General features: G+C 73.4%; 24 protein-coding genes. 9 read left to right on the top strand and 15 right to left on the bottom strand.

Annotated elements, in window-relative coordinates:
- The 6 genes from DMH08_RS29525 to DMH08_RS29500 form a co-directional block, all read right to left on the bottom strand.
- Positions 1-2,155 (bottom strand): MMPL family transporter (locus DMH08_RS29525; RefSeq protein WP_125619148.1); only part of this gene is annotated, 2,155 nt, incomplete at its 3' end.
- A gap of 107 nt (positions 2,156-2,262) precedes the next feature.
- A complete protein-coding gene (locus DMH08_RS29520) occupies positions 2,263-2,628 on the bottom strand; it encodes a DUF2516 family protein (protein ID WP_026404785.1) in 366 nt (121 codons plus the stop codon).
- Between the two features lie 154 nt (positions 2,629-2,782).
- Positions 2,783-3,226, bottom strand: coding sequence for a hypothetical protein (locus tag DMH08_RS29515; protein ID WP_034520401.1), 444 nt, complete (start codon positions 3,224-3,226; stop codon positions 2,783-2,785).
- Positions 3,223-3,708 (bottom strand): helix-turn-helix domain-containing protein, encoded by a 486-nt coding sequence (locus tag DMH08_RS29510; protein WP_125619146.1) that lies wholly within the window; start codon positions 3,706-3,708, stop codon positions 3,223-3,225. The genes DMH08_RS29515 and DMH08_RS29510 overlap by 4 nt, the downstream gene beginning before the upstream one ends.
- A gap of 114 nt (positions 3,709-3,822) precedes the next feature.
- Positions 3,823-4,122 carry a YiaA/YiaB family inner membrane protein gene (locus DMH08_RS29505; protein WP_026404784.1) on the bottom strand — a complete coding sequence of 100 codons (300 nt, stop codon included), beginning with the start codon at positions 4,120-4,122 and terminating at the stop codon, positions 3,823-3,825.
- 88 nt (positions 4,123-4,210) lie between these two features.
- Complete coding sequence (locus DMH08_RS29500) at positions 4,211-5,146, bottom strand: neutral zinc metallopeptidase (RefSeq protein ID WP_051301292.1); 936 nt, start codon at positions 5,144-5,146, stop codon at positions 4,211-4,213.
- A gap of 55 nt (positions 5,147-5,201) precedes the next feature.
- On the opposite strand from DMH08_RS29500, the gene DMH08_RS29495 reads away from it, so the two are divergent.
- The 5 genes from DMH08_RS29495 (at position 5,202) to DMH08_RS29475 (ending at position 9,988) form a co-directional block, all read left to right on the top strand.
- A complete protein-coding gene (locus tag DMH08_RS29495) occupies positions 5,202-6,938 on the top strand; it encodes a DUF2207 domain-containing protein (protein ID WP_125619142.1) in 1,737 nt (578 codons plus the stop codon).
- A gap of 69 nt (positions 6,939-7,007) precedes the next feature.
- On the top strand, positions 7,008-7,451 hold the full coding sequence (locus DMH08_RS29490) for a hypothetical protein (RefSeq protein WP_125619140.1): 444 nt from the start codon (positions 7,008-7,010) through the stop codon (positions 7,449-7,451).
- A gap of 147 nt (positions 7,452-7,598) precedes the next feature.
- On the top strand, positions 7,599-8,306 hold the full coding sequence (locus DMH08_RS29485) for a FadR/GntR family transcriptional regulator (RefSeq protein WP_199748067.1): 708 nt from the start codon (positions 7,599-7,601) through the stop codon (positions 8,304-8,306).
- A complete protein-coding gene (locus DMH08_RS29480; protein ID WP_125619138.1) occupies positions 8,303-9,538 on the top strand; it encodes a CynX/NimT family MFS transporter in 1,236 nt (411 codons plus the stop codon). Before DMH08_RS29485 ends, DMH08_RS29480 begins: the two co-directional genes overlap by 4 nt.
- A gap of 87 nt (positions 9,539-9,625) precedes the next feature.
- A complete protein-coding gene (locus tag DMH08_RS29475; RefSeq protein ID WP_026404781.1) occupies positions 9,626-9,988 on the top strand; it encodes a hypothetical protein in 363 nt (120 codons plus the stop codon).
- Here DMH08_RS29475 and DMH08_RS29470 read toward each other — a convergent pair.
- Both DMH08_RS29470 and DMH08_RS29465 read right to left on the bottom strand, forming a co-directional pair.
- Complete coding sequence (locus tag DMH08_RS29470) at positions 9,960-10,946, bottom strand: asparaginase (protein ID WP_125619136.1); 987 nt, start codon at positions 10,944-10,946, stop codon at positions 9,960-9,962. The two genes, DMH08_RS29475 and DMH08_RS29470, sit on opposite strands and share 29 nt — an antisense overlap.
- Positions 10,947-10,963: 17 nt before the next feature.
- The gene (locus DMH08_RS29465; protein WP_125619134.1) at positions 10,964-11,791 is read right to left on the bottom strand and encodes a 3-keto-5-aminohexanoate cleavage protein; all 828 of its coding nucleotides are present in this window, start codon (positions 11,789-11,791) and stop codon (positions 10,964-10,966) included.
- A gap of 19 nt (positions 11,792-11,810) precedes the next feature.
- On the opposite strand from DMH08_RS29465, the gene dtd reads away from it, so the two are divergent.
- The gene (gene dtd / locus DMH08_RS29460) at positions 11,811-12,236 is read left to right on the top strand and encodes a D-aminoacyl-tRNA deacylase (protein ID WP_125619133.1); all 426 of its coding nucleotides are present in this window, start codon (positions 11,811-11,813) and stop codon (positions 12,234-12,236) included.
- 42 nt (positions 12,237-12,278) lie between these two features.
- Here the strand turns inward: dtd and DMH08_RS29455 are convergent, their stop codons facing one another.
- The 4 genes from DMH08_RS29455 to DMH08_RS29440 form a co-directional block, all read right to left on the bottom strand.
- Complete coding sequence (locus tag DMH08_RS29455) at positions 12,279-12,803, bottom strand: hypothetical protein (protein WP_026404777.1); 525 nt, start codon at positions 12,801-12,803, stop codon at positions 12,279-12,281.
- Positions 12,804-12,898: 95 nt separating this feature from the next.
- Positions 12,899-13,891, bottom strand: coding sequence for a CAF17-like 4Fe-4S cluster assembly/insertion protein YgfZ (ygfZ, locus tag DMH08_RS29450; protein WP_125619131.1), 993 nt, complete (start codon positions 13,889-13,891; stop codon positions 12,899-12,901).
- A 21-nt stretch (positions 13,892-13,912) separates the two neighbouring features.
- Positions 13,913-14,329 carry a Fur family transcriptional regulator gene (locus tag DMH08_RS29445; RefSeq protein ID WP_026404775.1) on the bottom strand — a complete coding sequence of 139 codons (417 nt, stop codon included), beginning with the start codon at positions 14,327-14,329 and terminating at the stop codon, positions 13,913-13,915.
- A 336-nt stretch (positions 14,330-14,665) separates the two neighbouring features.
- A complete protein-coding gene (locus DMH08_RS29440; RefSeq protein ID WP_026404774.1) occupies positions 14,666-15,151 on the bottom strand; it encodes an FABP family protein in 486 nt (161 codons plus the stop codon).
- A 202-nt stretch (positions 15,152-15,353) separates the two neighbouring features.
- Between DMH08_RS29440 and DMH08_RS29435 the strand changes: the two genes are divergently transcribed.
- The gene (locus tag DMH08_RS29435; RefSeq protein WP_026404773.1) at positions 15,354-15,716 is read left to right on the top strand and encodes a DsrE family protein; all 363 of its coding nucleotides are present in this window, start codon (positions 15,354-15,356) and stop codon (positions 15,714-15,716) included.
- A 79-nt stretch (positions 15,717-15,795) separates the two neighbouring features.
- Positions 15,796-16,854, top strand: coding sequence for a TerC family protein (locus DMH08_RS29430; protein ID WP_233617882.1), 1,059 nt, complete (start codon positions 15,796-15,798; stop codon positions 16,852-16,854).
- Positions 16,855-17,191: 337 nt separating this feature from the next.
- Here the strand turns inward: DMH08_RS29430 and DMH08_RS29425 are convergent, their stop codons facing one another.
- From DMH08_RS29425 to iscB, 3 genes are read right to left on the bottom strand one after another with little or no spacing between them, the layout of a single operon-like run.
- Positions 17,192-17,911, bottom strand: coding sequence for a type 1 glutamine amidotransferase (locus DMH08_RS29425; protein WP_026404771.1), 720 nt, complete (start codon positions 17,909-17,911; stop codon positions 17,192-17,194).
- A complete protein-coding gene (locus DMH08_RS29420) occupies positions 17,901-19,151 on the bottom strand; it encodes a Mur ligase family protein (protein ID WP_125619129.1) in 1,251 nt (416 codons plus the stop codon). The genes DMH08_RS29425 and DMH08_RS29420 overlap by 11 nt, the downstream gene beginning before the upstream one ends.
- Positions 19,148-20,521, bottom strand: coding sequence for an RNA-guided endonuclease IscB (gene iscB / locus DMH08_RS29415; RefSeq protein ID WP_125619127.1), 1,374 nt, complete (start codon positions 20,519-20,521; stop codon positions 19,148-19,150). Before iscB ends, DMH08_RS29420 begins: the two co-directional genes overlap by 4 nt.
- 708 nt (positions 20,522-21,229) lie before the next feature.
- On the opposite strand from iscB, the gene DMH08_RS29410 reads away from it, so the two are divergent.
- Entirely contained in the window at positions 21,230-22,147 is a 918-nt protein-coding gene (locus DMH08_RS29410; RefSeq protein ID WP_125619125.1) for a hypothetical protein, read from the top strand.
- Positions 22,148-22,206 lie beyond the last annotated feature (59 nt).

The following is a 22,206-nucleotide window of genomic DNA, read 5'->3' as shown; positions in this document are numbered from 1 at the left end:
GTCCTCGACGGCGCCGCGAACTGGTGGCCCGGCCGCGTCCCCGGCCGCGGCCGGGCCACCAGTTCGCGGCGCCGAGCAGGGCCATCAGGGCGGGCAGCACGAAGATCCGGATGACGACGGCGTCGATGAGGATCGCGGCGGCGAGACCGACGCCGAGCTGCTTGAACTCGACGATGCTGAGCGTCCCGAAGATCGCGAAGACGGCGACCATCACGACGGCGGCGCTGGTGACGACGCCGGCGGAGCGGGTGATGCCGGCGCCGACGGCGGCGCGGGTCGGCATGTCGCGGGCGGCCTCGCGGATCCGGGAGACGACGAACACGTGGTAGTCCATCGACAGGCCGAACAGGACGACGAACAGGAAGAGCGGCAGCCAGGAGACGACGGCGCCCGACGAGTGGAAGTCGAGGATCCCTTCGGCCCACGTGTGCTGGAAGACGAGCACGAGGACGCCGAACGCGGCGGCCGCCGACAGGAGGTTCAGCGCGACGGCCGAGAGGGCGATCACGGCGGACCGGAAGATGAGGCCGGTCATCACGAGGGTGAGCAGCAGGACGAACCCGACCACGATGGGCAGCCGCTCCTCGAGGTGGGCGGTGAAGTCGACGCCTTCGGCGAGTTTGCCGCCGACGCCGTGCTCGGCGGGGAGACCGTCGAGGGCGGCGGGCAGCCAGGCGCGGAGTGTCTCGAGGGAGCGGGCGGCCTCGTCGCTGCTGCGGGCGTGCGGGGTGGCGACGTCCATCAGGTGGACGCGCCCGTCGGGGGACGTGCGGATCTCGGGGGCGCGGTCGTGCGCGAAGAGGGGGTCGGCGGCGGCGCGGGCGGCGAGGCCGGCGAGGGCGGCGCGGACGTCGCCGGACCGTTCGGCGGGCGCCCGGACGGCGACCCGGTGGACGGTGCCCTCGCTGGGGAAGGCGGCGGTGAGCCGGTCCATGGCGCGGATGACGGGGACGTCGCGGGGCAGGTCGTCCGAGCCGGGCTGCTTGAGCCGCATGTCGAGGGCCGGGGCGGCGAGCAGGAGCAGCGCGGCGGCGGAGAGGGCGAGGGTGATCGCGGGGTGGCGGAGCGCGGGGCGCAGCAGGACGGGCCACAGGCGGGACTCGCCGGAACGCAGGGTCATCCGCCACAGGACGGGGATGCGAGGGCGGTCGACCCGGGGGCCGAGCTTGGCGAGCAGCGCGGGCAGGACGGTGAGGGACGCGAGGACCGCGACGGCGACGACGATGATCGAGCCGGTGGCGAGCGAGGTGAAGGTCGCCTCGCCGGCCAGGTAGAGGCCGGCCATCGCGACGACGACCGTGCCGCCGGACACGACGACGGTGTGCCCGGACGTCTCGGCGGCGATCTCCAGCGCGTCCGGGCGTCCGCGCCGCCGCTCCTCGCGCTCGCGCTTGAGGTAGAAGAGCGAGTAGTCGACGCCGACGGCCATGCCCATCAGCAGGATGACGTTGCTGAGGACGCCGGTGGCGGGCAGCACGTGGGAGATCAGGGCGGAGAGCCCGATCGCGGCGGCGACCGAGGAGAGGGCGAGGACGACCGGGACGGCCGCGGCGATCAGCGCACCGAACACGGCCAGCATGATCAGCAGGGTGAGCGGCAGGCTGATGTACTCGGCGCGCTCGAAGTCCTCCCCCAGGGTCTCGGTGAGGCCCTTGGCGGTGGAGCCGGTGCCGACCTGCTCGACGCGGAGGCCGGGGTGGGCGTCCTGGACGGCGGCGCTCTGCGCGAGGAGCGGGTCGACGCGCCGGTCGGCGTTCTCGGTGTCGCCCTTCATCGTGACCGGGACGAGCACGGCCGTCCGGTCCGGGGAGGCGACGGGGGCGGCGACCGACTCCACTTCGGGGAGGGCCGTCATCCGGCGGACGACGTCGTCCGCCGCGGCGCGCGCGGCGCGGGGGTCGAGCCGCCCGTCGAGGGCGGTGATGAGGACGTTCTCCTCGGCCTTCTCGGGGAAGTCGCCGGCGGCCGCGATGCGCCCGGCGCGGCCGGAGTCGCCCACGCCGGACTCGGCGTCGGAGATGGTGGCGGTGCCGGCCGCCGTGCCGAGGGCGAGGCACGCGGCGACGAACAGCACCCACAGGCCGACGGCGGACCAGGGGTGCGCGGCGCTCCACCGGGCGACCCGGACCGGCATGGACCTTCGCTTGTCGTTCATGCAAGCGAAGCTATTTTCGGCGGACCCCGCGGCGTCATGGGGCGGACCGCACGGTTTCCGCGGCGCGCCGCAGCGCCGATCCTGCGGAAAACCTCAGGTCCGGCGGCCTACCAGGGGCCGTACGGGCCCTGCCGCTGGCCGCCCCGGCCGCCGTTGCGCTTCTTGAACGGCGCGACCGCCGGCCGGACGTCGGCGAGGTAGATCGCGGCGCCGAGGAACGCGGCGACCGGAAGGATGCCGAGGAGCAGGCTGATCGGGCTGGCGCCGAGCGCCGCGGGCGCGACGGCGTAGGCCATCCCGACCACCGCGCAGACGATCGTGATGATCGTCCACAGCTTCTTGCTCTGCTTGCTCGCCGCCGCGTAGGCGTTCTGCGGCACGGTGAGGGAGTCGATCAGCGCCCACGCCTCCATCGCGAACGCGATGATCAGCAGCAGCCAGAAGAAGTACTCCAGGACGTTGAAGCCCGCCATCGGTGATCAGCGCTCCTGCTCGTCTCGGACGGCGGCTTCACGCCGCGCACACGCGTTCATCGCCACCCACACTATTCGGCCCTGACAGGAGGACGACAGAGCCCGGCCGGGTGTTCCCGGCCGGGCTCTGTGCGCGCGCCCCCGATCCGTCGGGTCAGGAGCCGGTCTTCTTCGCGGTGCTCTTGCGCTGCGCCGTCGTGCGCTTCGGCGCGGTGCGGGCGGTGCGCGGCTTCGCCTCGGTGATCTCGGCGACCTCGGCGGCCTCGCGGTGGACGACCTTGCGGCCGCGCTCGGCGAGCTCGTCGATGAACTCGGCGGCCCGGTTGCCGAACGTGGTCGCGTAGGTGACGGCGGCGCCCGGCAGGTCCGTGCCGTCGACGCGGCCGCGGACCTCGCCGCGGTAGCGCTCCACGGTCTCGCGGAACTGCCCGCCGTACCGGTACACGGTCTCGCGGACCTCGCCCTGGTACTTCTCCGCGACCTCGCGCGCCCGGGTCATCTGCTCGGGCATCTCGCGGAGCTTCTCCACCGCGAAGTCGCCGGCGCCGGCCACGGTGTAGACGGCCTTGTTGTCTCGAAGATTGCCGGCCAGCGTCATCCGACTTCTTCCTTTCCGTTCTGGTCGTGGACTCCGTGCTCGCCGCCGACGTCCGCTCCGGTCCCGTCGCCGGTCCCGTCGTCAATCTCGTCGCCGGTCCCGTCGTCGGTCTCGTCTCGGACGTCGTCGAGCACTCCGGTGGCTTCGTTCTCCTTCAGGAACGACGCGTAGATGTCCAGAAGGACCTGCTTCTGCCGTTCGGTGAGGAGGAGGTCGGCCCGGACGGCGGCCTGCACATCGGTGTCGGCCTCCCGGTCCTCGAGGATTCCGGCCTGCACGTACAGCGCTTCGGCGGAGATCCGCAGCCCTTTGGCGATCTGCTGCAGGATCTCGGCGCTCGGCTTGCGCAGGCCGCGCTCGATCTGGCTCAGATACGGGTTGGAGATCCCCGAGACGTCCGCGAGCTGGCGCAGCGAGATCTTCGCCCGCGTGCGCTGCTCCCGGATGTACTCCCCGATCGAGCCGACCTTCGAACTCGCCATGTCTCCACCCTGCGTCATGGTGCTTGCAATTGCAAGCAGGCTAGCTAGCACTCATCGCGTGAGTCCGCTCACACGGTCCGTGACGGCATAGTAGACAGAACGGGACGATCCGGCTCAGAGGTTCTGGGGCGAGTACGGGTCGTGCTCCGCGAGCAGCTTGTCGAGCCGGGCCTGGTCGACGCGGCCGGCGAGCGTCTGCGTCTCCTGCCGGTCCCGGACGCACTTGGCCAGCGTGAACGTCGACGTGATCACGTAGAGCACGCCGAGCGCGAGGAACGCGCGCACCCACTCGTCGACCGGCAGGTACAGGACGCCGAGGACGACGGCGACGCTGGAGACCGCGAACGAGATCACGGCCTGGACGAAGAACGCGGCGGAGCCGGGCGGCGCGGGCGGCGGTGTACGTGTCGTCATGCCGCGAGTCTGCGGCCCGGACGCGCCCGGAACATGAGTACGTGTGCTCATGTTCCACGGGTAGGACACCCGGCCGGGTGCGTCCGGTTCAGCTCACCTCGGCGGGCGGGACCGTCCACGTGTTGCAGACGGCGAGCTCGCCGTCCTCGAACCCGGTGACGACCCAGCCCGCGTACGTGCGGCCGGACCCGTGGTCGCGCCGCGCGGGCGGCAGGTTCTCGTCGCCCCGCCCCCGGACGTCCTCGATCATGGCGACGACCTGGTCGCGCGTCATCGGCAGCGTGCCGCGCTCCGCGCCGAGGAACGCCCCCGCGAAGCACTGCGCCTGCAGCTCGATGCGCCGGCTCGCCTCCGCGCGGCCGAGCGGGTCGGCGTCCTCCATCAGCCGGTTCCCGTACAGCAGGATCCCGGCGAGGTTCTGGACGTGGTGGCCGTACTCGTGCGCGACGACCCGGGCGAAGACGGCGAAGTTCGCCAGCGGCTCGCCGCCCGACGTCTCGACGATGTGGTCGACGCCGACGTACATCGTGTTGTTCGCCGGGCAGTAGAACGCGGACGAGCCGGGGCTCGGGTACGTGCCGCACGGGCTCCGCCCGGCCTCCCGCCAGAACACGCGGTCGGGGACGTCGAACGCCATGCCGGCCTTCGTGAACTGGCGGCCCCACGAGGCGTCGAGGCAGTCGCTCAGGACGTCCATGAACCGGCGCATGGACGCGCCGCCGGGCTCCAGGCGCGGCAGCGCGCAGTTCACGGGGGTCAGCTCGCCCGTCGCGTACAGCCGGTTGTCGGTGGCGGTCTCCCGGTCGACCGCGGCCTGCCGGTACGTGCCGGTGAAGGCGCCGATCGGGTCGCCGCCGCCGAAGAACGAGAACCCGAGGACCGCGAGGACCACGACGGCCGCGGCGCCGCCGACGACGCCCGCGACCGTCCCGTCCGGGGTGCGGCGCGGCGGGCGGCGGGACGGGACGTGGCGGTAGGCAGGCCGACGGTACGCCGGTGCTGGTGAGGGGGTGCGACCTGCCATAAGGGAGCATCATCGCACGTTCTTGGTACACCCTTTACCGCTACGATGTGCGGCCATGTCAGCTCTTGCGGCGCTGCGCCGGGTGCGACCCGTCATGGCGGCGGTGACGGCCGCCGCCCTCCTCCCCCTGACGACGGCGGCCCCCGCGGCCGCGGCGGAGCGCGCCGCCGGCGAGCGGGTGCTCGAGGACCGGGTCGCGATGACCGTGGGCAACGGTGTGACCCGGGTGAAGGAGACGATCGTCTACGAGTTCGCGGGCCGGGACGGCTTCGCCCGCGAGTTCGTGACGGGCGAGCACGAGAGCGCGACCCGCGACCGCGTGTACCGGATGACGAACGTGCGGGCGTCCAGCCCGGACGGCGGCCCGACGCGGGTCACCGCGACGCGCGAGGGCACCCGGACGACCGTCGAGGTGCGGGCCGCGCGGGATCTGACGGGCCGCCGCACGGTCGTCCTCGAGTACGAGCTGCGGGGCGCGATCACCCGGATGGGCGCGGCGGACGAGCTGTGGTGGCCGGTGGCCGGGGGGTTCGACGTCCCGGTGGAGACGGCGAGCGCGACCGTCGACGGCGGCACGATGATCCGCAACGTGAACTGCTTCGCGGGCCCGATCGGCAGCACGGTCGGCTGCACGCAGTTCTACATGAACCACGCGCACACGCAGGGGATCTACAGCCAGGAGAAGATGCTCCCCGGCGAGTACCTGACGGTCGTCGCGGGCTTCCCGGCCGGGACGACCGGCGGGCACGCGCTCTACGAGCGGCGGCAGACGGTGGCGACGGCGTTCTCCGTCAACGCGGTGACCGCGTCGGCGCTGCTCGGGCTGCTGGTGCTGCTCGGCGGCGGCGTCGCGGTCCTGTACATGCTGCGGGGACGGGACGCGCGGGTCGTCGGGAAGCGGGCCGCCGAGGGCGACCACGCGCCGGTGGCGGGCGCCGAGTTCGAGCCGCCGGACGGCGTCCGGCCGGGCCAGATCGGCACGCTGATCGACGAGCAGGCCGACGTGATCGACGTGACCGCGACGATCGTGGACCTCGCCGTCCGCGGCTACCTGCTGATCGAGGAGGAGGACCGGGCGGTCACCGGCCGGCTCGACTGGACGCTGCGCCGCCTCGACCGTCCGGTGGTCGACCTGCTGCCGTACGAGCGGATCCTGCTGGACGCCCTGCTCACCGCCCCGGACGGGACGGCGCGCGACGCGGTGAAGCTGTCGGAGCTCGGCGGAACGTTCGCGACGAAGCTCGCGCAGGTGCGGGCGGCGATGTACGACGACGTCGTCCGGCAGGGCTGGTTCGCGCGGCGCCCCGACACGGTGCGGTCGCGGTGGACCGTCGCGGGGCTGGCGCTGACCGTGCTCGGGATCGCCGGGACGGTCGCGCTGGCGCTGACCACGGAGTGGGCGCTCGCCGGGCTCGCGGTGATCATCGCGGGGGCGGCGCTGGCGTACGGCGGCCAGTACATGCCGGCGAAGACGGCGCGCGGGTCGACCGTCCTCGCGCACACCATCGGGTTCCGGGAGTACCTGGAGCGCGGGGAGCTGCCGGACGGCGCCGACCTCGCCTCGCGGCAGCGGATCGCGCTGTTCTCCCGGTTCCTCCCGTACGCGGTCGTGTTCGACGTCGTCGAGCGGTGGGCCGGGACGGTCGAGGACGCGGGCGAGCGGGCCGAGGGCGCCGACAACCTGTACTGGTACGAGGGCCCTGCCGAGTGGGACCTGTCGAAGTTCGCCGAGTCGATGCGGACGTTCACCCTCACCACCTCGGGTTCCATCTCGCAGTCGCGCGGTTTGTGACGCGCGTCGCGGTTGGATCCCCGTCGTCGGGTATGGCCGGAGCGAGCCGCCGACACGGGAGGTGACGCCGTGCTGCCGCCGCCGACCGGAGCGACGTACAGCCCCCTGCTGTTCGTCGTGCCGGTCATCGTGCTGCTGTCGGTCCTGTTCTGGATCGGCCTGACGATCGCGGCGTCGCGGATGCGGATCCGCTCGCGCGGCCGGGAGGACGGCCTGTCGCACCGCGGCGGGCCGGTGATGGGCGGCGTCCTGCAGGGCAGCCCGTCGCAGCGCACCCGGCGCGACCGGGCGGTGACCGAGGAGGAGCGGCGCGCCGCGGCGCACCGGGCGGAGCTCGAACGGCGGCGCGAGGCGGAACTGGCCGCCGAGCGGGCCCGCACGGCCGCGAAGGGCCCGGCCGCGCCGGCGTCCGGCGGGCTCGCCGTGCTCGGCCGCGCGGCCCGCGCCCTGTCCGCCCTGGCGCGCACCCGCCCCCGATCCGACCGGACGAGCCGGGCGCGCTCGTCCCGCTGACCAACGTCCGCCGGGCTGCGAACACCCCGTCATCATTCCCCGGCCCGGCGGGCGTTGCCGCCTCCGTGGAACGGCCGTCGCGGCCGTCACGGCCGTCGGTAAGATGTCTGACGTCTGTCCGGTAAGTGATGTTCGTCAGGAGATCTGGTGGCGCTGAGTCCGGTTCCCGGCGGGTCGACCGTCGACGCCGTCCTGAACCAGTTGCAGGCGGAGGTGAGCGGCGGGGCGTGGCCGATCGGCGGCCGGATCCCGGCCGAGACCGACCTCGCGGCGCAGCTCGGGGTGAGCCGCCCGGCGGTGCGGGAGGCGATCCGGGCGCTGTCGCACGTGGGGGTGCTGGAGGTGCGGCGCGGCGACGGCACGTACGTCCGCAGCAGCGCCGACCCGCGCCCGCTGCTGCGCCGGGTGTCGCGGGCGACGGCCCGGGACGTCTTCGAGGTGCAGCTCGCCTACGACGTGCAGGCCGCGCGGCTGGCGGCGCGGCGCCGGACGGACGCGGACCTGGCGCGGCTCGCGGAGCTGCTCGCGGCGCGCGACGCCGCGACGGAGGCGGCCGAGTTCGGCGCGGCCGACGCGCGGTTCCATCTGGGCGTCGCGGAGGCGAGCCGGAACCCGGTGCTGATCGAGGCGATGCGGTTCTTCATCCAGCACCTCGGCGAGGCGATGCGGACGGTGCGGCTGGACCACGAGGTCCCCGAGGCGAGCCAGGAGGCGCACCGGGCGGTGCTGGACGCGGTCGCGGCGCGGGACGCCGACGCCGCGGCCCGTGCGGCCGCCGCGGTCGTCGAGCCGACGCTGGCCGTCCTGGACGGACTCATCGCCGACTCCCCCGCCGACGCCGTGGACGAGCGGTGACGGCGGCGCGCGCGTCCCGCATCGGGGCGGTCGCGCTGATCGTCCTGGTCGCGCTGAACCTGCGGCCGGCGATCGCGGCGGTCGGGCCGGTGCTCACCGAGATCCAGGACGCGTTCGGCCTGTCGGGGACGGCGGCGGGCGCGCTGACCACGCTGCCGCTGGCGTTCTTCGGCTCCTACGGGCTGGTCGCGCCGTTCCTGCGGCGCGCGCCGCGCAGCGAGACGCTGCTGGTGGCGTCGATGGCGCTGCTGGTCGTGGGGCTGGTGCTGCGCCTGGTGGACGCCCCGTTCCCGCTGTTCGCGGGGTCGCTGGTGGCGGGGATGGCGATCAGCATCGGCAACATCGCGATGCCGGCGATCATCAAGCGGGACCATCCGGAGTCGCTGACGACGGTGACGGCGGTCTACACGGTGGCGATGTCGGGCGGCGCGGCGCTGGCGGCGGGCCTGGCGGTGCCGGTGGAGAACGCGTTCGACGCGTCGTGGCGGCTGCCGCTGGGGCTGCTGGCGATCCCGACGGCGGTGGCGGGGCTGATCTGGCTGCCGCGCGCGCTGCGGGCGGCCCGCGCGGCGCGGTCGGCGCCGCCCGTCCCGGCGGCGCGGGGCGTCGCGGGGCTGGTGTGGCGGTCGCCGCTGTCGTGGAGCGTCACGGCGTTCATGGGCCTGCAGTCGCTGCTGGCGTACGTGACGCTGGGGTGGCTGGCGACGATCTGGCAGGACCGCGGGATGAGCGAGGCGGGCGCCGGGTACGCGCTGGCGGTGACGTCCGGCGTGCAGGCGGTGTCGTCGCTGCTGGTGCCGCTGCTGGCGCGGCGGACGCGCGACCAGCGGCCGCTGGTGCTGCTGATCGTGGTGCTGACCGCGGCGGGCTTCGCGGGCGCGACGTGGGCCCCGATCGGGACGGTCTGGGTGTGGACGGTCGTGCTGGGCGTCGGCCAGGGCATCGGGTTCCCGACGGCGCTGTCGTTCATCGGGCTCCGCTCGCACGACGCGTCCGTCGCGGCGCAGCTGTCGGGGATGGCGCAGGGCCTCGGGTACGTGCTGGCGGCGCTGGGTCCGCTCGGGGTGGGCGCGCTGCACGACGCCACCGGCGGTTGGACCGTTCCGATGCTGGGTGTGCTGGCGGCGACGGCGGCGCTGCTGGTCCCGGGCCTGATCGCGGGACGGAACCGGACGATCGGCGCCCCGGCCCCCGCGGACGAGGCGGCGGGCGCCGCGGCGGCCCTCAAGTAGCCGCACCCCAAAAACTCCCAAAATCACCACCAATCACCACATAGGCACCTCCCTGCCGGGCACCACTCCCGGCAGGGAGGTGGAACGATGTTCGCGACCATCGCGGCCTACGCGACGCCCGGCCACATCCTGATGTGGTTCATCCCGGTCTTCGGCGTGCTGGGCCTGGTGACCTGGCTGTACCTGACGATCGCGTCCTCGTCCCGGAAGATCCATCCGGAGCGGCGCAACGACCAGATGAACCACCGCGGCATGGAGCAGGGCGGCACCTACACCTACCGGCCCGGCATGTTCTCGCACAGCTACCCGCCGGAGAAGTCGGTGCAGTTCGAGGAGTTCCGCCAGGACAACCCGCAACCGGGGCGGGAGCCGAGGGTCCCGCCGGAGGAGCGCGACTACGACCGGCCGCCGGCGACCGGGTCTAGAACGCCCCAGGGGCCGGGCGTATGACGCCGGCGTCGCCGTCTCCGCCCCGCAGCCGCTCCACCGCCAGCGCGTCGAGCGCGCCCGCGTCGGCCTCCGGCAGGCCGCCCGCGGGCGCGCCCGCGCCGCCCGCCGCGCTCGCCGCGAGAGCGCGCAGCAGGGCGACGGTCACCGGCGTCCGGGCCCGCATCGCCCCGTCGTCGATCTTGACGGCGCCGGCCCGGCCGTCGGCGAGCGCGAACGCGTCCACGCCCTCCGCGCCGCACTTGACCAGCAGTCCCGGGACGGCGTCCATCAGCCGGCGCTCCTCCCGCTCCGTCCCCGACGTCCACTGCGGGTGCGTCCGCATCGCGTCCGCGACGAGGCCCTCGGCGGCGTCCGGCGCGGCCAGCACGAGCGCCCGGTAGGAGCGCGCGACGCCCAGCGTGGACACCGCGAACAGCGGCGCCCCGCACCCGTCGACCCCGACCGCCGCGACCGGCTCGCCCGCCAGCTCCTCCACCACGTCCCGCACGGCGAGCTGCAGCGGATGCCCCGGGTCCAGGTAGGTCGCCGTGGGCCAGTCCGCGGCGACGCACGTCGCGAGCATCGCCGCGTGCTTGCCGGAGCAGTTCATCCGGATCCGGGACGGCGCCGCGCACGTCCGCGCGGCGCCGGGGTCGATCGGCCACGACTCGGGGCAGCGCAGGTCGTCCGCCGTGAGGCCCGCGCCCGCGAGGATCTTCTCCACGCCCTCGACGTGGAAGTCCTCCCCCGAGTGGCTCCCGGCGGCGAGCGCCAGCAGCTCCCCCTCCAGTTCGAGCCCGGACCGCAGCATCGCGACGGCCTGCAGCGGCTTGTTCGCGGAGCGCGGGAAGATCGGCTCCTCGACCGACCCGGCGCGCACGGCCTGCGTCCCGTCCACCGCGAGCCCGACCGCGGCGCCGCGATGCCGCGACTCCACGAAACCGGAACGCTCCACCTCGACCAGCACCGGATTGATCATGACCCCATCATGCCCGGTCAACGCGGTTTGATCCCCAGCAGCGCGCGGGCGTCCGGAGCGGCCAGCGGGGGCCGCTGCGCGAGCGTCGCGGCGGCCGCCGCCCGCTCGACGAGCTGGACGTTCGCCGTCACCGGCGTCCCCTTCGCGAGGGTGAGCGTGTCCTCCATGCCGACGCGCAGGTGCCCGCCCGCCGCCAGCGCCGCGAACATCACCGGCAGCGACGTCCGTCCCACGCCGGTCGCCGACCAGGTGGCGCCGTCCGGGAGCGCCTCGACGGCGGCGACGAGCGTCCGCGCGTCCCCCGGCATCCCGCCCGGCACGCCCATGACGAGGTCGCAATGGACGTGCCCGCCGTACGGGAGGCCGTGCTTGTCCAGGAGACGGTGCAGCGCGGCGATCTGCCCGAGGTCGAACAGCTCGAACTCCGGCACGACCTCCAACTCCTGGGTCCGCCGGTAAAGCTCCACCATGAACGGCCAAGGGTTCATGAACACGTCGTCGCCGAAGTTGACCGTCCCGCAGGTGAGCGAGCACATGTCGGGTCCGGCGTCCAGCACGGCCAGCCGGTCCTCGTACGGGTCGGTCACCGCCCCGCCCGTCGACAGCTGCACGATCAGTCCCGTGCTGTCCCGCAGCGCCCGCACCGTGTCCCGCAACCGGGACGGGTCGAGCGTCGGCCGCGCGTCGTCGTCGCGGATGTGCACGTGGACGATCGCCGCCCCCGCTGCCTCGCACTCCTTGGCCGTCTGGACCAGTTCCTCCAGGGTGACGGGTAGGGCCGGGACGTCCGCCTTCGCGGACTCCGCGCCCGTGGGCGCCACCGTGATGAGCGTCGTTGCTCCCATAGCGGCAGAATGCATGCACATGAGGGCAGTAGTCCAGCGGGTGAGCAGCGCGAGCGTGACCGTCGCCGACCGGACCGTCGGCGCGATCGACGGTCCGGGCCTGATGGTCCTGGTCGGCATCACGCACGACGACGACGAGGCGAAGGCCCGCAAGATGGCCGCGAAGCTGTGGGGGCTGCGCATCCTGGACGGCGAGAAGTCGTGCTCGGACGCCGGCGCGCCGCTGCTCGTCGTCAGCCAGTTCACCCTCTACGGCGACGCCCGCAAGGGCCGCCGCCCGAGCTGGACGGCCGCCGCGCCGGGGCCGGTCGCCGAACCGCTGGTCGACGCGGTCGTCGCCGAGCTGCGCGCGCTCGGCGCGAAGGTCGAGACGGGCGAGTTCGGCGCGGACATGAAGGTCGCGCTCGTCAACGACGGCCCCATCACGCTCGTCCTCGACCTGTGAGCCCCTGCCGCGCGGCTGAGTCCCTGCCGTGCGGCGCCGGGCTCAGCGGAAGCCCTGGACGATCGCCGCGACGGCCACGACCGTCCCGGCGGCGGCGAGGAGCAGCAAGGCCCGGTCGGCGATGCCGAGCCGACCGCGCACGTCCCCCGACACCACCACCACGCCGGTGCCGTCGTGCACGCCGTGGCGTTCCCCGCCGTTCCCCGGCCGGCGGCGCCTGCCCGCGAGGCGCCGCAGCGCGGCGTTCTTGATCCGCTGGTGCTCGGGCCCGCACGCGAACAGGCGCCCCCGGGTGCGCTCGGCGCACGCGTAGCCCTGCGGCGTCAGCACCCGGCACAGCGTCGGGACGAGCGCGAACTGGTACAGGCACCAGGCGAGCAGGGCCAGCAGCGCCACCCGCCACGACCCCAGCCAGAAGGCGGCGCCGAGGAGCGCGGCGAACCCCGCCCACCACACCGGCGCGGGCTCCCGGCGCGGGCGCCGCCGGGCACCGCCCTTGCGGGCCCGCGGCCGCGGCCCGGAGGGACGCTCGCCGCCGGAGTTGTCGCCGCCGGAGTTCGCGACCATCGGCAGGAACCGCCTTTCGCCGGGGCCGACCGGTCAGAATCATGCAAGTCCGACGATATGGCGAACGGCCCCGGCGCGTCAGTCCCCGGTGGGCGTCAGCGGGCGGCGGGGCGGCGGCGGAAGTCGATCTGCGCGTTGGCCCCCGTGTCCGGCGACACGACGACCTCCTGCGCGGCGGCGACCCCGCCCGCGAGCAGCTCCGCGTCCACCGGCACGTTCCGCTTCACGGTCGCGAGCGCGACCGGCCCCAGCTCGTGGTGCCGCGCCGCCGACCCCACGAAGCCGATCTGCCGTCCCCCGGGGATCTCGACGGGGTCGCCGTGCGCCGGGAGCCGGTCGACGCTGCCGTCCAGGTGCAGGAACACCAGGCGGCGCGGCGGACGTCCCAGGTTGTGCACGCGCGCGACCGTCTCCTGCCCCCGGTAGCACCCCTTCTCCAGGTGGACGGCCGTCTCGACGAGCCCCGCCTCGTGCGGGATCGTCCGGTGGTCGGTGTCGAGCCCGAACCGGGGCCGGTGCTCGGCGATCCGCAGCGCCTCGTACGCCCACACGCCCGCGGGCCGCAGGTCGGCGGGGAACCCGTCCGCGCGGGGGACGATGCGCGTGGTCGTCCCGGCGACGTCGGGCCAGGACGGGACGTCCCCGGACGGCGCGGGCCCGGACGGGCCGGTGACGACCATGTACGCGTCGGACACGTCGGCGACCTCGACGCGCAGCATGAACCGCATCCGGTCGAGGAACTCCGCGAGCGGCGCCGCCGCGCCCGGCTCGACGTGCGCCCAGACGGCCTCGCCGTCGTCCACGAGGAACAGGTGGTGCTCGACGTGCCCGTTCGGGCTGAGCAGCAGCGCCTCGGTCGGCTCGTGCGGCTTCAGCGCCTCGAGATGCTGGCTGAGCAGGCTGTGCAGCCAGCTCAGCCGGTCGGGCCCGGAGACCCGCACCACGCCCCGGTTGCTCCGGTCGACGAACGCGGTGCCCGCCGCGAGGGCGCGTTGCTCCTGCGCGGGCTCCCCGTAGTGCGCGGCCACGCCCTCGTCGGGCGGTTCGGCGGCGACGGCTCCGGACGACTGCAGCAGCGGGCTCTCCATGGCCCCCACACTATGCGGCGGTCAGCCGCTCCGGCACTCCTTGCACCGCCCGTAGACGGTGAGGTGGTGCACGTCCGTCTCGAACCCCTGGTCGCGCTCCAGCAGCGCCGCGAGCTCCTCCGCCACCGCCGGGTCGACGTCCTCGACGGTGTGGCAGCCGCGGCAGACCAGGTGGATGTGCTCGGCCTCCGCCGCCAGGTGGTAGTTCGGCGGGCCGTGGCCGAGGTGCGCGTGCTTGACGAGCCCGAGCTCCTCCAGCAGTTCCAGCGTCCGGTACACCGTCGAGATGTTCACGCCGCGCGCGGTGCGCTGCACCTCCGTGCAGATCTCCTCGGGGGTTCCGTGCTCCAGGTTGGTGACCGCCTCCAGCACGAGCTGGCGCTGCGGGGTGACCCGGTACCCCTTCGCCCGCAGCTCCTGCTGCCACGACTCAGCCATACCGCGCTCCATCGTGCGCTCCGTGCCGCGCTCCGCCATGACCCGAGTGTATGCCGCTCGAAGGCGCCGGGAATTCGTTTGCCCGACGCCGGATCCTTCGCATACGTTCGAGGCACGCGTGAAAGGAGGTGGTCCAAGCAATGGTTTGCAGTGGGACTCGCGAGGTGACTGTCCGCTAGTCGCCGTTCCGCCTCGGCGCCGCCGCCCCGGCGGCGGCAACCGGTCGCGACGGTGACCGGCGAATACCAGGCAGTTACCCGGTCCCCGGACCGATGGACCCGTCCCGTCCATCACCCGCCCGAGCGGGAAGGTCCGGGGATCGTTCCGTCTCCGGGGTCAGCCGACCTTCTTGAGCTGCGCCGACACGTGCGCCTGGAGCTTCTGCCCGACGGCCGCCATGTCGTACGCCCAGCCCAGGTCCTCGCCGATCAGCCCGTACAGCCGGTGCCCGGCCGCGACCTCCTTGGCCGACTCGGTGCGGGCGACGACGTCGGTCTTCAGCTCCACCCGGCTGAACGCGACGTCGCCGACGTAGATCTCGACGATGCCCGTCGGGTGCGCCAGCGTCACCTCGACCTGGTGGTCGGGCCGCGGCCGCCAGTAGCCCGTCTCCGTCGCCAGGGGGCGCCCGAGCGTCCCGTCCTTCTCGATCATCCACGTGCGGCTCGTGTAGATGAGGAAGGGCTTGCCGTTGTGGGTGAAGGACATCTCCTGACCGAAGTTGAACTCCTCGATCGTCGGGTAGCCTCCGACGCCGGCGCCCTCCCAGGTGCCGAGGAGGAACTTCAGCGGCTCAAGGTCGGGGTGCAGCTCAGGCTCCATGGCAACCGAGCGTAGCGCGCTACCGGAGCCGCCCGAGCCGTACCACGAGCAGGACCGCGACCACCGCCACCAGCCCCAGCACACCCACCAGAACACTCGCGTTCACCACGCCGCCCACGGCACCTCCCACGCCCGCCGGTCGGACGACTATACGGGCCCGGCGGCCGCCGCCCGCGGACGCCGCGCTTTGTAGGCTGCGTGCATGGCACGTCCTCTGGTGATCAAGGCGACGGCGGGGGCGGACGCCCCGGAGCGCTGCAACCAGGCGTTCACGGTCGCGGCGGCCGCCGCCGCGAGCGGCGTCCCGGTGTCGCTCTGGCTGGCCGGCGAGTCCGCGTGGTTCGCGCTGCCCGGCCGGGCCGCCGGGTTCGAGCTGCCGCACGCCACCCCCCTCGACGACCTGCTGGCGGTCGTCCTGGCGGCGGGGCGCGTGACGCTCTGCACGCAGTGCGCCGCCCGCCGCGGCATCGGCCCGGACGACGTCCTCCCCGGCGTCCGCATCGCCGGGGCGCCCACGTTCGTCGAGGAGATCACCAGGGACGGCGTCCAGGCCGTCGTGTACTGACCCCGCGCGGACGCGGCCGTGAACTGAGATGTAGCGAACCGCGCCCCGGCCGTTCCGGTTGATCGGCGCGGAATCGGTTATGAGTCAGCCGACGCGCCCCGAGCACAGGAGACCCGTCGGCATGGTGGACATCCCCACATGGGCCTGGATCGCGACGATCGCGCTGATCCTCGCACTGTTCGTCCTCGACTTCGTGGTGGCGGTCCGCAAACCGCACGCCGTCCACATCCGCGAAGCGACGTTCTGGTCGGTCTTCTACATCGCGGTCGCGCTGCTGTTCGGCCTCGCCCTGTGGATGCTCGTCGGGCACCAGGCGGGGACCGAGTACTTCGCGGGCTACATCGTCGAGAAGAGCCTGTCGGTCGACAACCTCTTCGTCTTCGTGATCATCATGACGAAGTTCGCCGTCCCCGACGAGTACCAGCAGCGGGTGCTGCTGTTCGGCATCGGCGCGGCGCTGGTGCTGCGCGCGATCCTCATCATGATCGGCGCCGCGTTCATCAACCTGTTCTCGTTCACGTTCCTGGTCTTCGGGCTGATCCTGATCTGGACGGCCGTGCAGCTGATCCGGAACCGCAACGAGGAGCCCGACGTCGAGGACTCCTTCGTCGTCCGCCGCGCCCGCAAGATCATGCCGATGACGTCGGACTTCCACGGCGGCCGGATGCTCGCGCACGAGAACGGGCAGCGCGTGATGACCCCCCTGCTGCTGGTGTTCGTCGCCGTCGGCAGCACCGACCTGCTGTTCGCCCTCGACTCGATCCCGGCGGTGTACGGCGTCACGAAGTCCGCGTTCATCGTCTTCTCCGCGAACGCGTTCGCGCTCCTCGGCCTCCGCGCCCTGTACTTCCTGATCGAGGGCCTGCTGGAACGCCTGGTCTACCTGTCCATCGGCCTGTCGGCGATCCTCGCGTTCATCGGCGTGAAGCTGATCCTGCAATTCCTGCACGAGGACGTCTCGCACTCCATCCCGCACATCGCGACCCCGGTCTCCCTCGGCGTGATCCTCGCCATCCTCGTCGTCACGACCGTCGCCAGCCTGATCCGGGTGAAGGGGCACCCGGAGGAGAAGGCCAAGCCCGGCTCGCTTCGCAAGACCCGCAAGCGCGAGGAGGAGCCCGCCGAGTCGCACTCCTGACGCCCGGCCGCCCGGCGGCCCCCTCCGGGCGGCCGGACGCCGTCAGGCGAACGCGGCGGACGAGGTCCGTCGGTGACGCGGTCGCCGAAGGACAGCTGCGGCCACAGGCCCGCGAGCTCCTGCCGGAACGCTCCGACCAGGCCCGCGCCTCGTCCGTCCGCGTCTTGTAGGAGTTCACGGCGTGGCCCCCGGTCGCGGCGGCCCCGGCCGCCGCGGCCGTCCCGAGGACGAGCGAGCGGCGCGCGAGATCGACCATGGCGGCAACGGTCACAGGGCCCGGCGCGGAGCGCCGGGCCCTGTGACCGTTCGCCGTCGCGCGGGGCGGGTCGGGCGCCGGTCAGGCGCCAGCGTTCAGGACGGCGTTCAGCCGCTCCTCGCGGAGGCGGCCCGCCCACGAGTCGTCCAGCGGCTGGAGCTGCCGGCCGACCGCCCAGGTGAGCAGCAGGTCGGCGAGGCCCGGGTTGCGGACGAGCGCCGGGCCGTGCATGTACGTGCCGAGGACCCGCCCGGTGTAGGCGCCCTCGTAGCCGTCGCCGTTGCCGACGCCGTGCACGACCTGCGCGAACGGGCGGGCGTTCGGGCCGAGGCGGGTGACGCCCTGGTGGTTCTCGAAGCCGGTGATCCGCGGCACGTTCAGCTCCCCCGCGACGTCCCCGACGATCTCCCCGACGGCGCGCTGCTCGCCGCGTCCCGACGTGATGTCGAGCAGGCCGAGGCCGGGCAGCTGCTGCCCCTCGTCGCCGCCGAACTCGCGGCCGAGGATCTGGTACCCGGCGCAGACGCCGAACACCACGGCGCCCGACTGGACCGCGCGGGCCAGGCCGCCGTCGTTGCCGAGGCGCTGCGCGGCGAGGATCTGCGGCCGGTCCTCGCCGCCGCCGAGCAGGTAGATGTCGCCGTCGGCGGGGACGGGCTCGTCCGAGCGCAGGCTGACGGTCTCGGTCGGGATCCCGCGCAGCGCCGCGCGGCGCTCCAGGACGATCGTGTTGCCCTGGTCGCCGTAGGTGCTGAGCAGGTCCGGGTAGATCCAGACGATCTTGATGCGGTCAGACGACACGGCCGTACCTCGTTCGGATGCTCTGGAAGGCGGTGTAGTTGGCGATCACGTCGAGGTGCCCGGGCGGCACCGCCATGACGGCCTGGTCGATGTCGTCGATGACGGTGAACTGCACGTCGGCGGCCTCGAGCCGCGCCGCGAGGTCGATGCGCCGCTCGCCCGTCACCCACACGGGGCGCCCGCGCAGGATGCGGTAGTCGACGTCCCACAGCCAGGACGTGTCGCGCCCGTCCGGGCCCTGCGCGTTGATCGACAGCGCGACCGGGCCGGGCGGCGGCTGCAGGACGTCGAACGCCTCCAGCCAGCCCGCGGGGTTCTTCGACAGCAGCAGCCGGATGCTGCGGCCCTCGTGCTCGACCGTCGTGTACCGGCCCGCGACCGACGTGACCTGCGACAGCAGCGGCAGCGCCTGCTCGGGCGGGACGCCGAACTGCGCGACGACCGCGAGCGCGATGAGCGCGTTCGACCGGTTCGCCCGGCCCGGCAGCGACAGGCCCGTCAGGGAGTACGCGCGCCCGTCCGGTGCCGTGATCGTGTCGCCCCGGAGCGTCCAGTCGGGGCGCGGCCGGCGGAAGTGGCACTGGCGGCAGGCCCAGTCGCTGTCCTCGTCGGTGTCCTGCCGGTCGAGGGGGCCGCCGCACTCGGGGCAGCACCACGAGTCCTCGCGCCAGTGCTGCCCGGCCGCGACCCACGTCACGGACTTCGCGCTCGACGCGCCCCAGGTGACCAGCGGGTCGTCGCAGTTCGCGATGACGTGGCTCTGCGGGGCCGCCTCCAGCGCCTTGCGCCACTTGCCGGCCAGCAGCCAGATCTCGGCGGCGCGGTCCATCTGGTCGCGGCTCAGGTTCATCAGCGCGACGATGTTCGCCCCGGTCTCCCGCAGGACCATCGGGACGTACTTCTCGTCGCACTCCAGCACGCCGTACCGGGCGGTCGGCGAGGAGGCGAGCGCGGACACGTGCCCGGTGGGCATGTTCGCGCCGAACGCGTTGGTGGCGACCTCCCCCAGCGGCGTCATCGCCGAGGTGATCAGCCGGGTCGTCGTCGTCTTGCCGTTGGTCGCGCTGACGAGGACGAGTTTGCGGTCCCGGGCGAGCCTGGTCAGCAGCTCGGGGTCGAGCCGGAGGCCGATCCGCCCTCCGATCACCGAGCCGTCCCCTCGGCCCGCGAGCCGGGACATCTTCGCGGCCGTGCGGCCGAGCGCGACGGCCAGCTGCGAACGCAGCGGAAGATCGCTCATCGAAGCTCTCCAGGGAGACCTGGTCCTTCAGGGCCGGGAGGAAATGGAGCCTCGCCAGGGCCCGGAACGTGCATCGTGGTCTCCTTCGTCCTTGTGTAACCGTAACCGTCCGCCCGTTGGAGCAGGCGGATGTGGCGGTGATGGATGCCCTGGCGGACGCCGTGGGCGGTGGTGATATTGAAGCTACCGGTGGCGCGGACGGCGACCCGGCCGATGTGGGTCCCGGAGTGCTTGCCCACGGGAACGTCGGCGCGGACCAGATCCCCGGTGGCGTACCCATGGACGCGCTTGACGTGAGGAAGACGCAGGCGGGGAAACCCGAACCGGTCGATGCGGGTGCGACTGTAGACACCGCGTCCGGTGGCGGCGGCCGTCAGGATTTGCCCCGGCCAGGCGGCGACGGTGTCAAGATGCCCGACATGCAGTGCATCCAGGGTGTGTGACTTGGGCGCGCCGGTCCGGCCGCGGTTCCACTTTGTCCGACCACCCGAAGCGGCGCGGACGGGTCGGCCGGTTGCCTCCAGCGCCCGCCAGAGCGCCCGGCGGGTGGTGTTGACCGCCGCCGCATCCCGCAGTGGGGCCTCGGCCCGCGCTTGGATCTGCGCCAGGACTTTCGGACGGCGGGCGAGAAACTCCTCTACCGGCTGAGCGCCCTTGGCCTGGTTGCAGGGGACGCAGGCGAGGGTGAGGTTGGTGATCCGATCCGAACCGCCCCGGCCGCGAGGATGGATGTGATCGATATTCACCGGCACGCCCGTGGTGCCGCAGTAGGCGCATCTGCGGCCCCATTTCGCGAGTAGATACTCACGGACCTCGAACCCGCATAGAGTGCCCCGCTGATACTCGATCCCCTCCAGCGGACGGCCGGCACTGAGGGCATGGGTATCGAACGCCACCCGCTCCACATGGAGCGTCTGTACCGGAGCCCACCGCGACAACCGCTCCACCCAGGACACCGTGGTCTCCACCCGATGCCGCAGGGACGGGGCGAGCCACCCTTCGCTCCGAGTGCGGTTGTTGAAGCGTGGGGGCCGATAGCGCAGGTTGGCCGCCCGGCGGCGCCTTCGATACCGGGCACGGGCCGTCAGCTTGTCGCGGATGCGTGAGCCCCGATGGTCGAGTCGCAGAGCGAACAGCCCTGTCCGCGTCCCCGCGTCGTCGCGGAAGACGGCGAGTCCTGTGTGCTTGCTGCCGGGGTCGATGCCGATTTCGACGCCCCGGACACGCGACTCGTCCGCCGTGCGGCGCTTGAGCCTGATCACCAGCGGGGTGTGCCGCACGACGACGGCACGTCCGCTCGCCAGGAGCTTGCGTGCCCGAGCCGGGTGGCACGGGTCCAGCGGCGTGCCGTCCTTGGCCAGGACGAACACGCGGGGTGCGGCCTCACGACCGCGTTCTCCACTTTCGTGGGTGACGCCCCGGGCGGCAGGTGAACCACCCGGAATCTCCCCTCGACCATGTTGAACGCCAGGTGCCGCCGGGGCGGCGTCCACGCCTCGTTTCGTCCCTGCTCCGGGGTTGTCTGCCGACATGGATTCCAGAGCGGCGGGCTGAGGAAGCACCCGCCGGTGGGTCTGCTGTCTTGCGTCCAACGTAGCCATCAAGGTCACCTCCTTGCGGCGATGGCTGGGTCTGGTCGAACCGGCCTGCCGACCGACCACGGCAGCACACCATGTCGTGGGCAGGCCCGGCCATCGAGGCCGGGGCGTTCGACGGACTCCGTCTTCTCTGCGTGCGGCGGAAATCGTGCTCCGAGCCTAACCGCTGGGCGCACCCGCTCGCGGCGCGCCCGGCACGATTCGCGGGACCGCCGGATCGGGCCCGGAAGGGTGATGTGAGCAGCATCATAACGTTCGGCGTAAACCGGCTCGGGCAATCTTGACCCGTAGCAAGATCTCGTGATTCTGTGCGAGCCCCGACGTGCGGTGAGCCAGATTCCCAACCAGACGCCCCGATGGGACCTCACCCACTACTTTTGTCGGGAGCCCTGCGCTTTGCGGGGGGAAGCGGCACCCGCCCGGCCCGGCGGGCCGGGATCGCAGACGTGGGCGAAGCGGCGATAAGGCGAGGTCTGAGCGATGCAGTGTCCGACGTGCGGCTCCAACACGCCCGGGACGCTCGGCAAGTGTGCGAACTGTGGCGGGCCGGTCGACGCGTACGCCCCCGGTGCCCCGCCGCTCGCGGCGCCGGTCGCCGACGCCTCCGCCGACGCTTTCGGCGAGAGCACGATGATGGTCCCGCCGCCGAACCCGTCCTGGACGCAGTCCGCCCCGGCGAACCCGGTGCAGCCCGGCCCGGGCGCGCCCGCCGCGCCGCCGATGCCGTCCGCCCCGCAGGCGATGCCGTCCGGTCCGCAGCCGATGCAGCCCGGTCCGGCCGCGCCTTCCGTGCCGTCCGCGCCGCCGATGCCGTTCGCGGCGGACCCGATGCAGTCCGGCCCGTCCGTGCCGGCGATGCCGTCGAACCCCGGGGCGCCCGCGGCGCCCGTACCGTCCGGGGCGGGGTTTCCGGGGCTGCCGGACACCGGGATCGACCTGGCGGGGCCGGGCGCCACGGTCCGCGACATGCCGAGCACCGGCGACCGGCTCGTGGACACGTCCGGCACCCCGAAGGTCCCGGGCGCGGACGGGCCCGCGGAGGCCACCGGGGAGTCGACGGCGCCCTGGGCGTTCGACCCCGACGACGACGATGACGAGCCCGAGGTCGACATCCCGGAGCTCGGCGGGCCCGCGCGCCCCGCGCTCCCGGCCGCGGCCGCGGCCGCGCCGCCGCCGTCGAACCCGTTCGGGCTCGCGGACGCGCCGCGGCCCACCGAGTCGATCGTCCCGGACTCGTGGTTCGCGCAGCCGCGCAAGCCGCAGGAGCCGGAGGCCGCGACGCAGGTGTGGACGCCGCAGCCGGCGCCCGCGGCCGGCTGCGGCGTCCACACCTGCGGCGCGGCCTCCGCCTCCTGCGGCTTGGGCGGCGTCGCGAAACCAGAGTCCCCGGCGATGTGAGTGGCGGGCGGGCCGCGCGCCTCGCGACCCGACACGGCCACACGCTGCGGCGCGCACAC

The organism is Actinomadura sp. WAC 06369 (genome assembly GCF_003947565.1).
GTDB lineage: Bacteria > Actinomycetota > Actinomycetes > Streptosporangiales > Streptosporangiaceae > Spirillospora > Spirillospora rifamycini.
The sequence above is the reverse complement of the archived record's forward strand: the minus strand, read 5'-3'. Positions and strand labels throughout refer to the sequence as shown.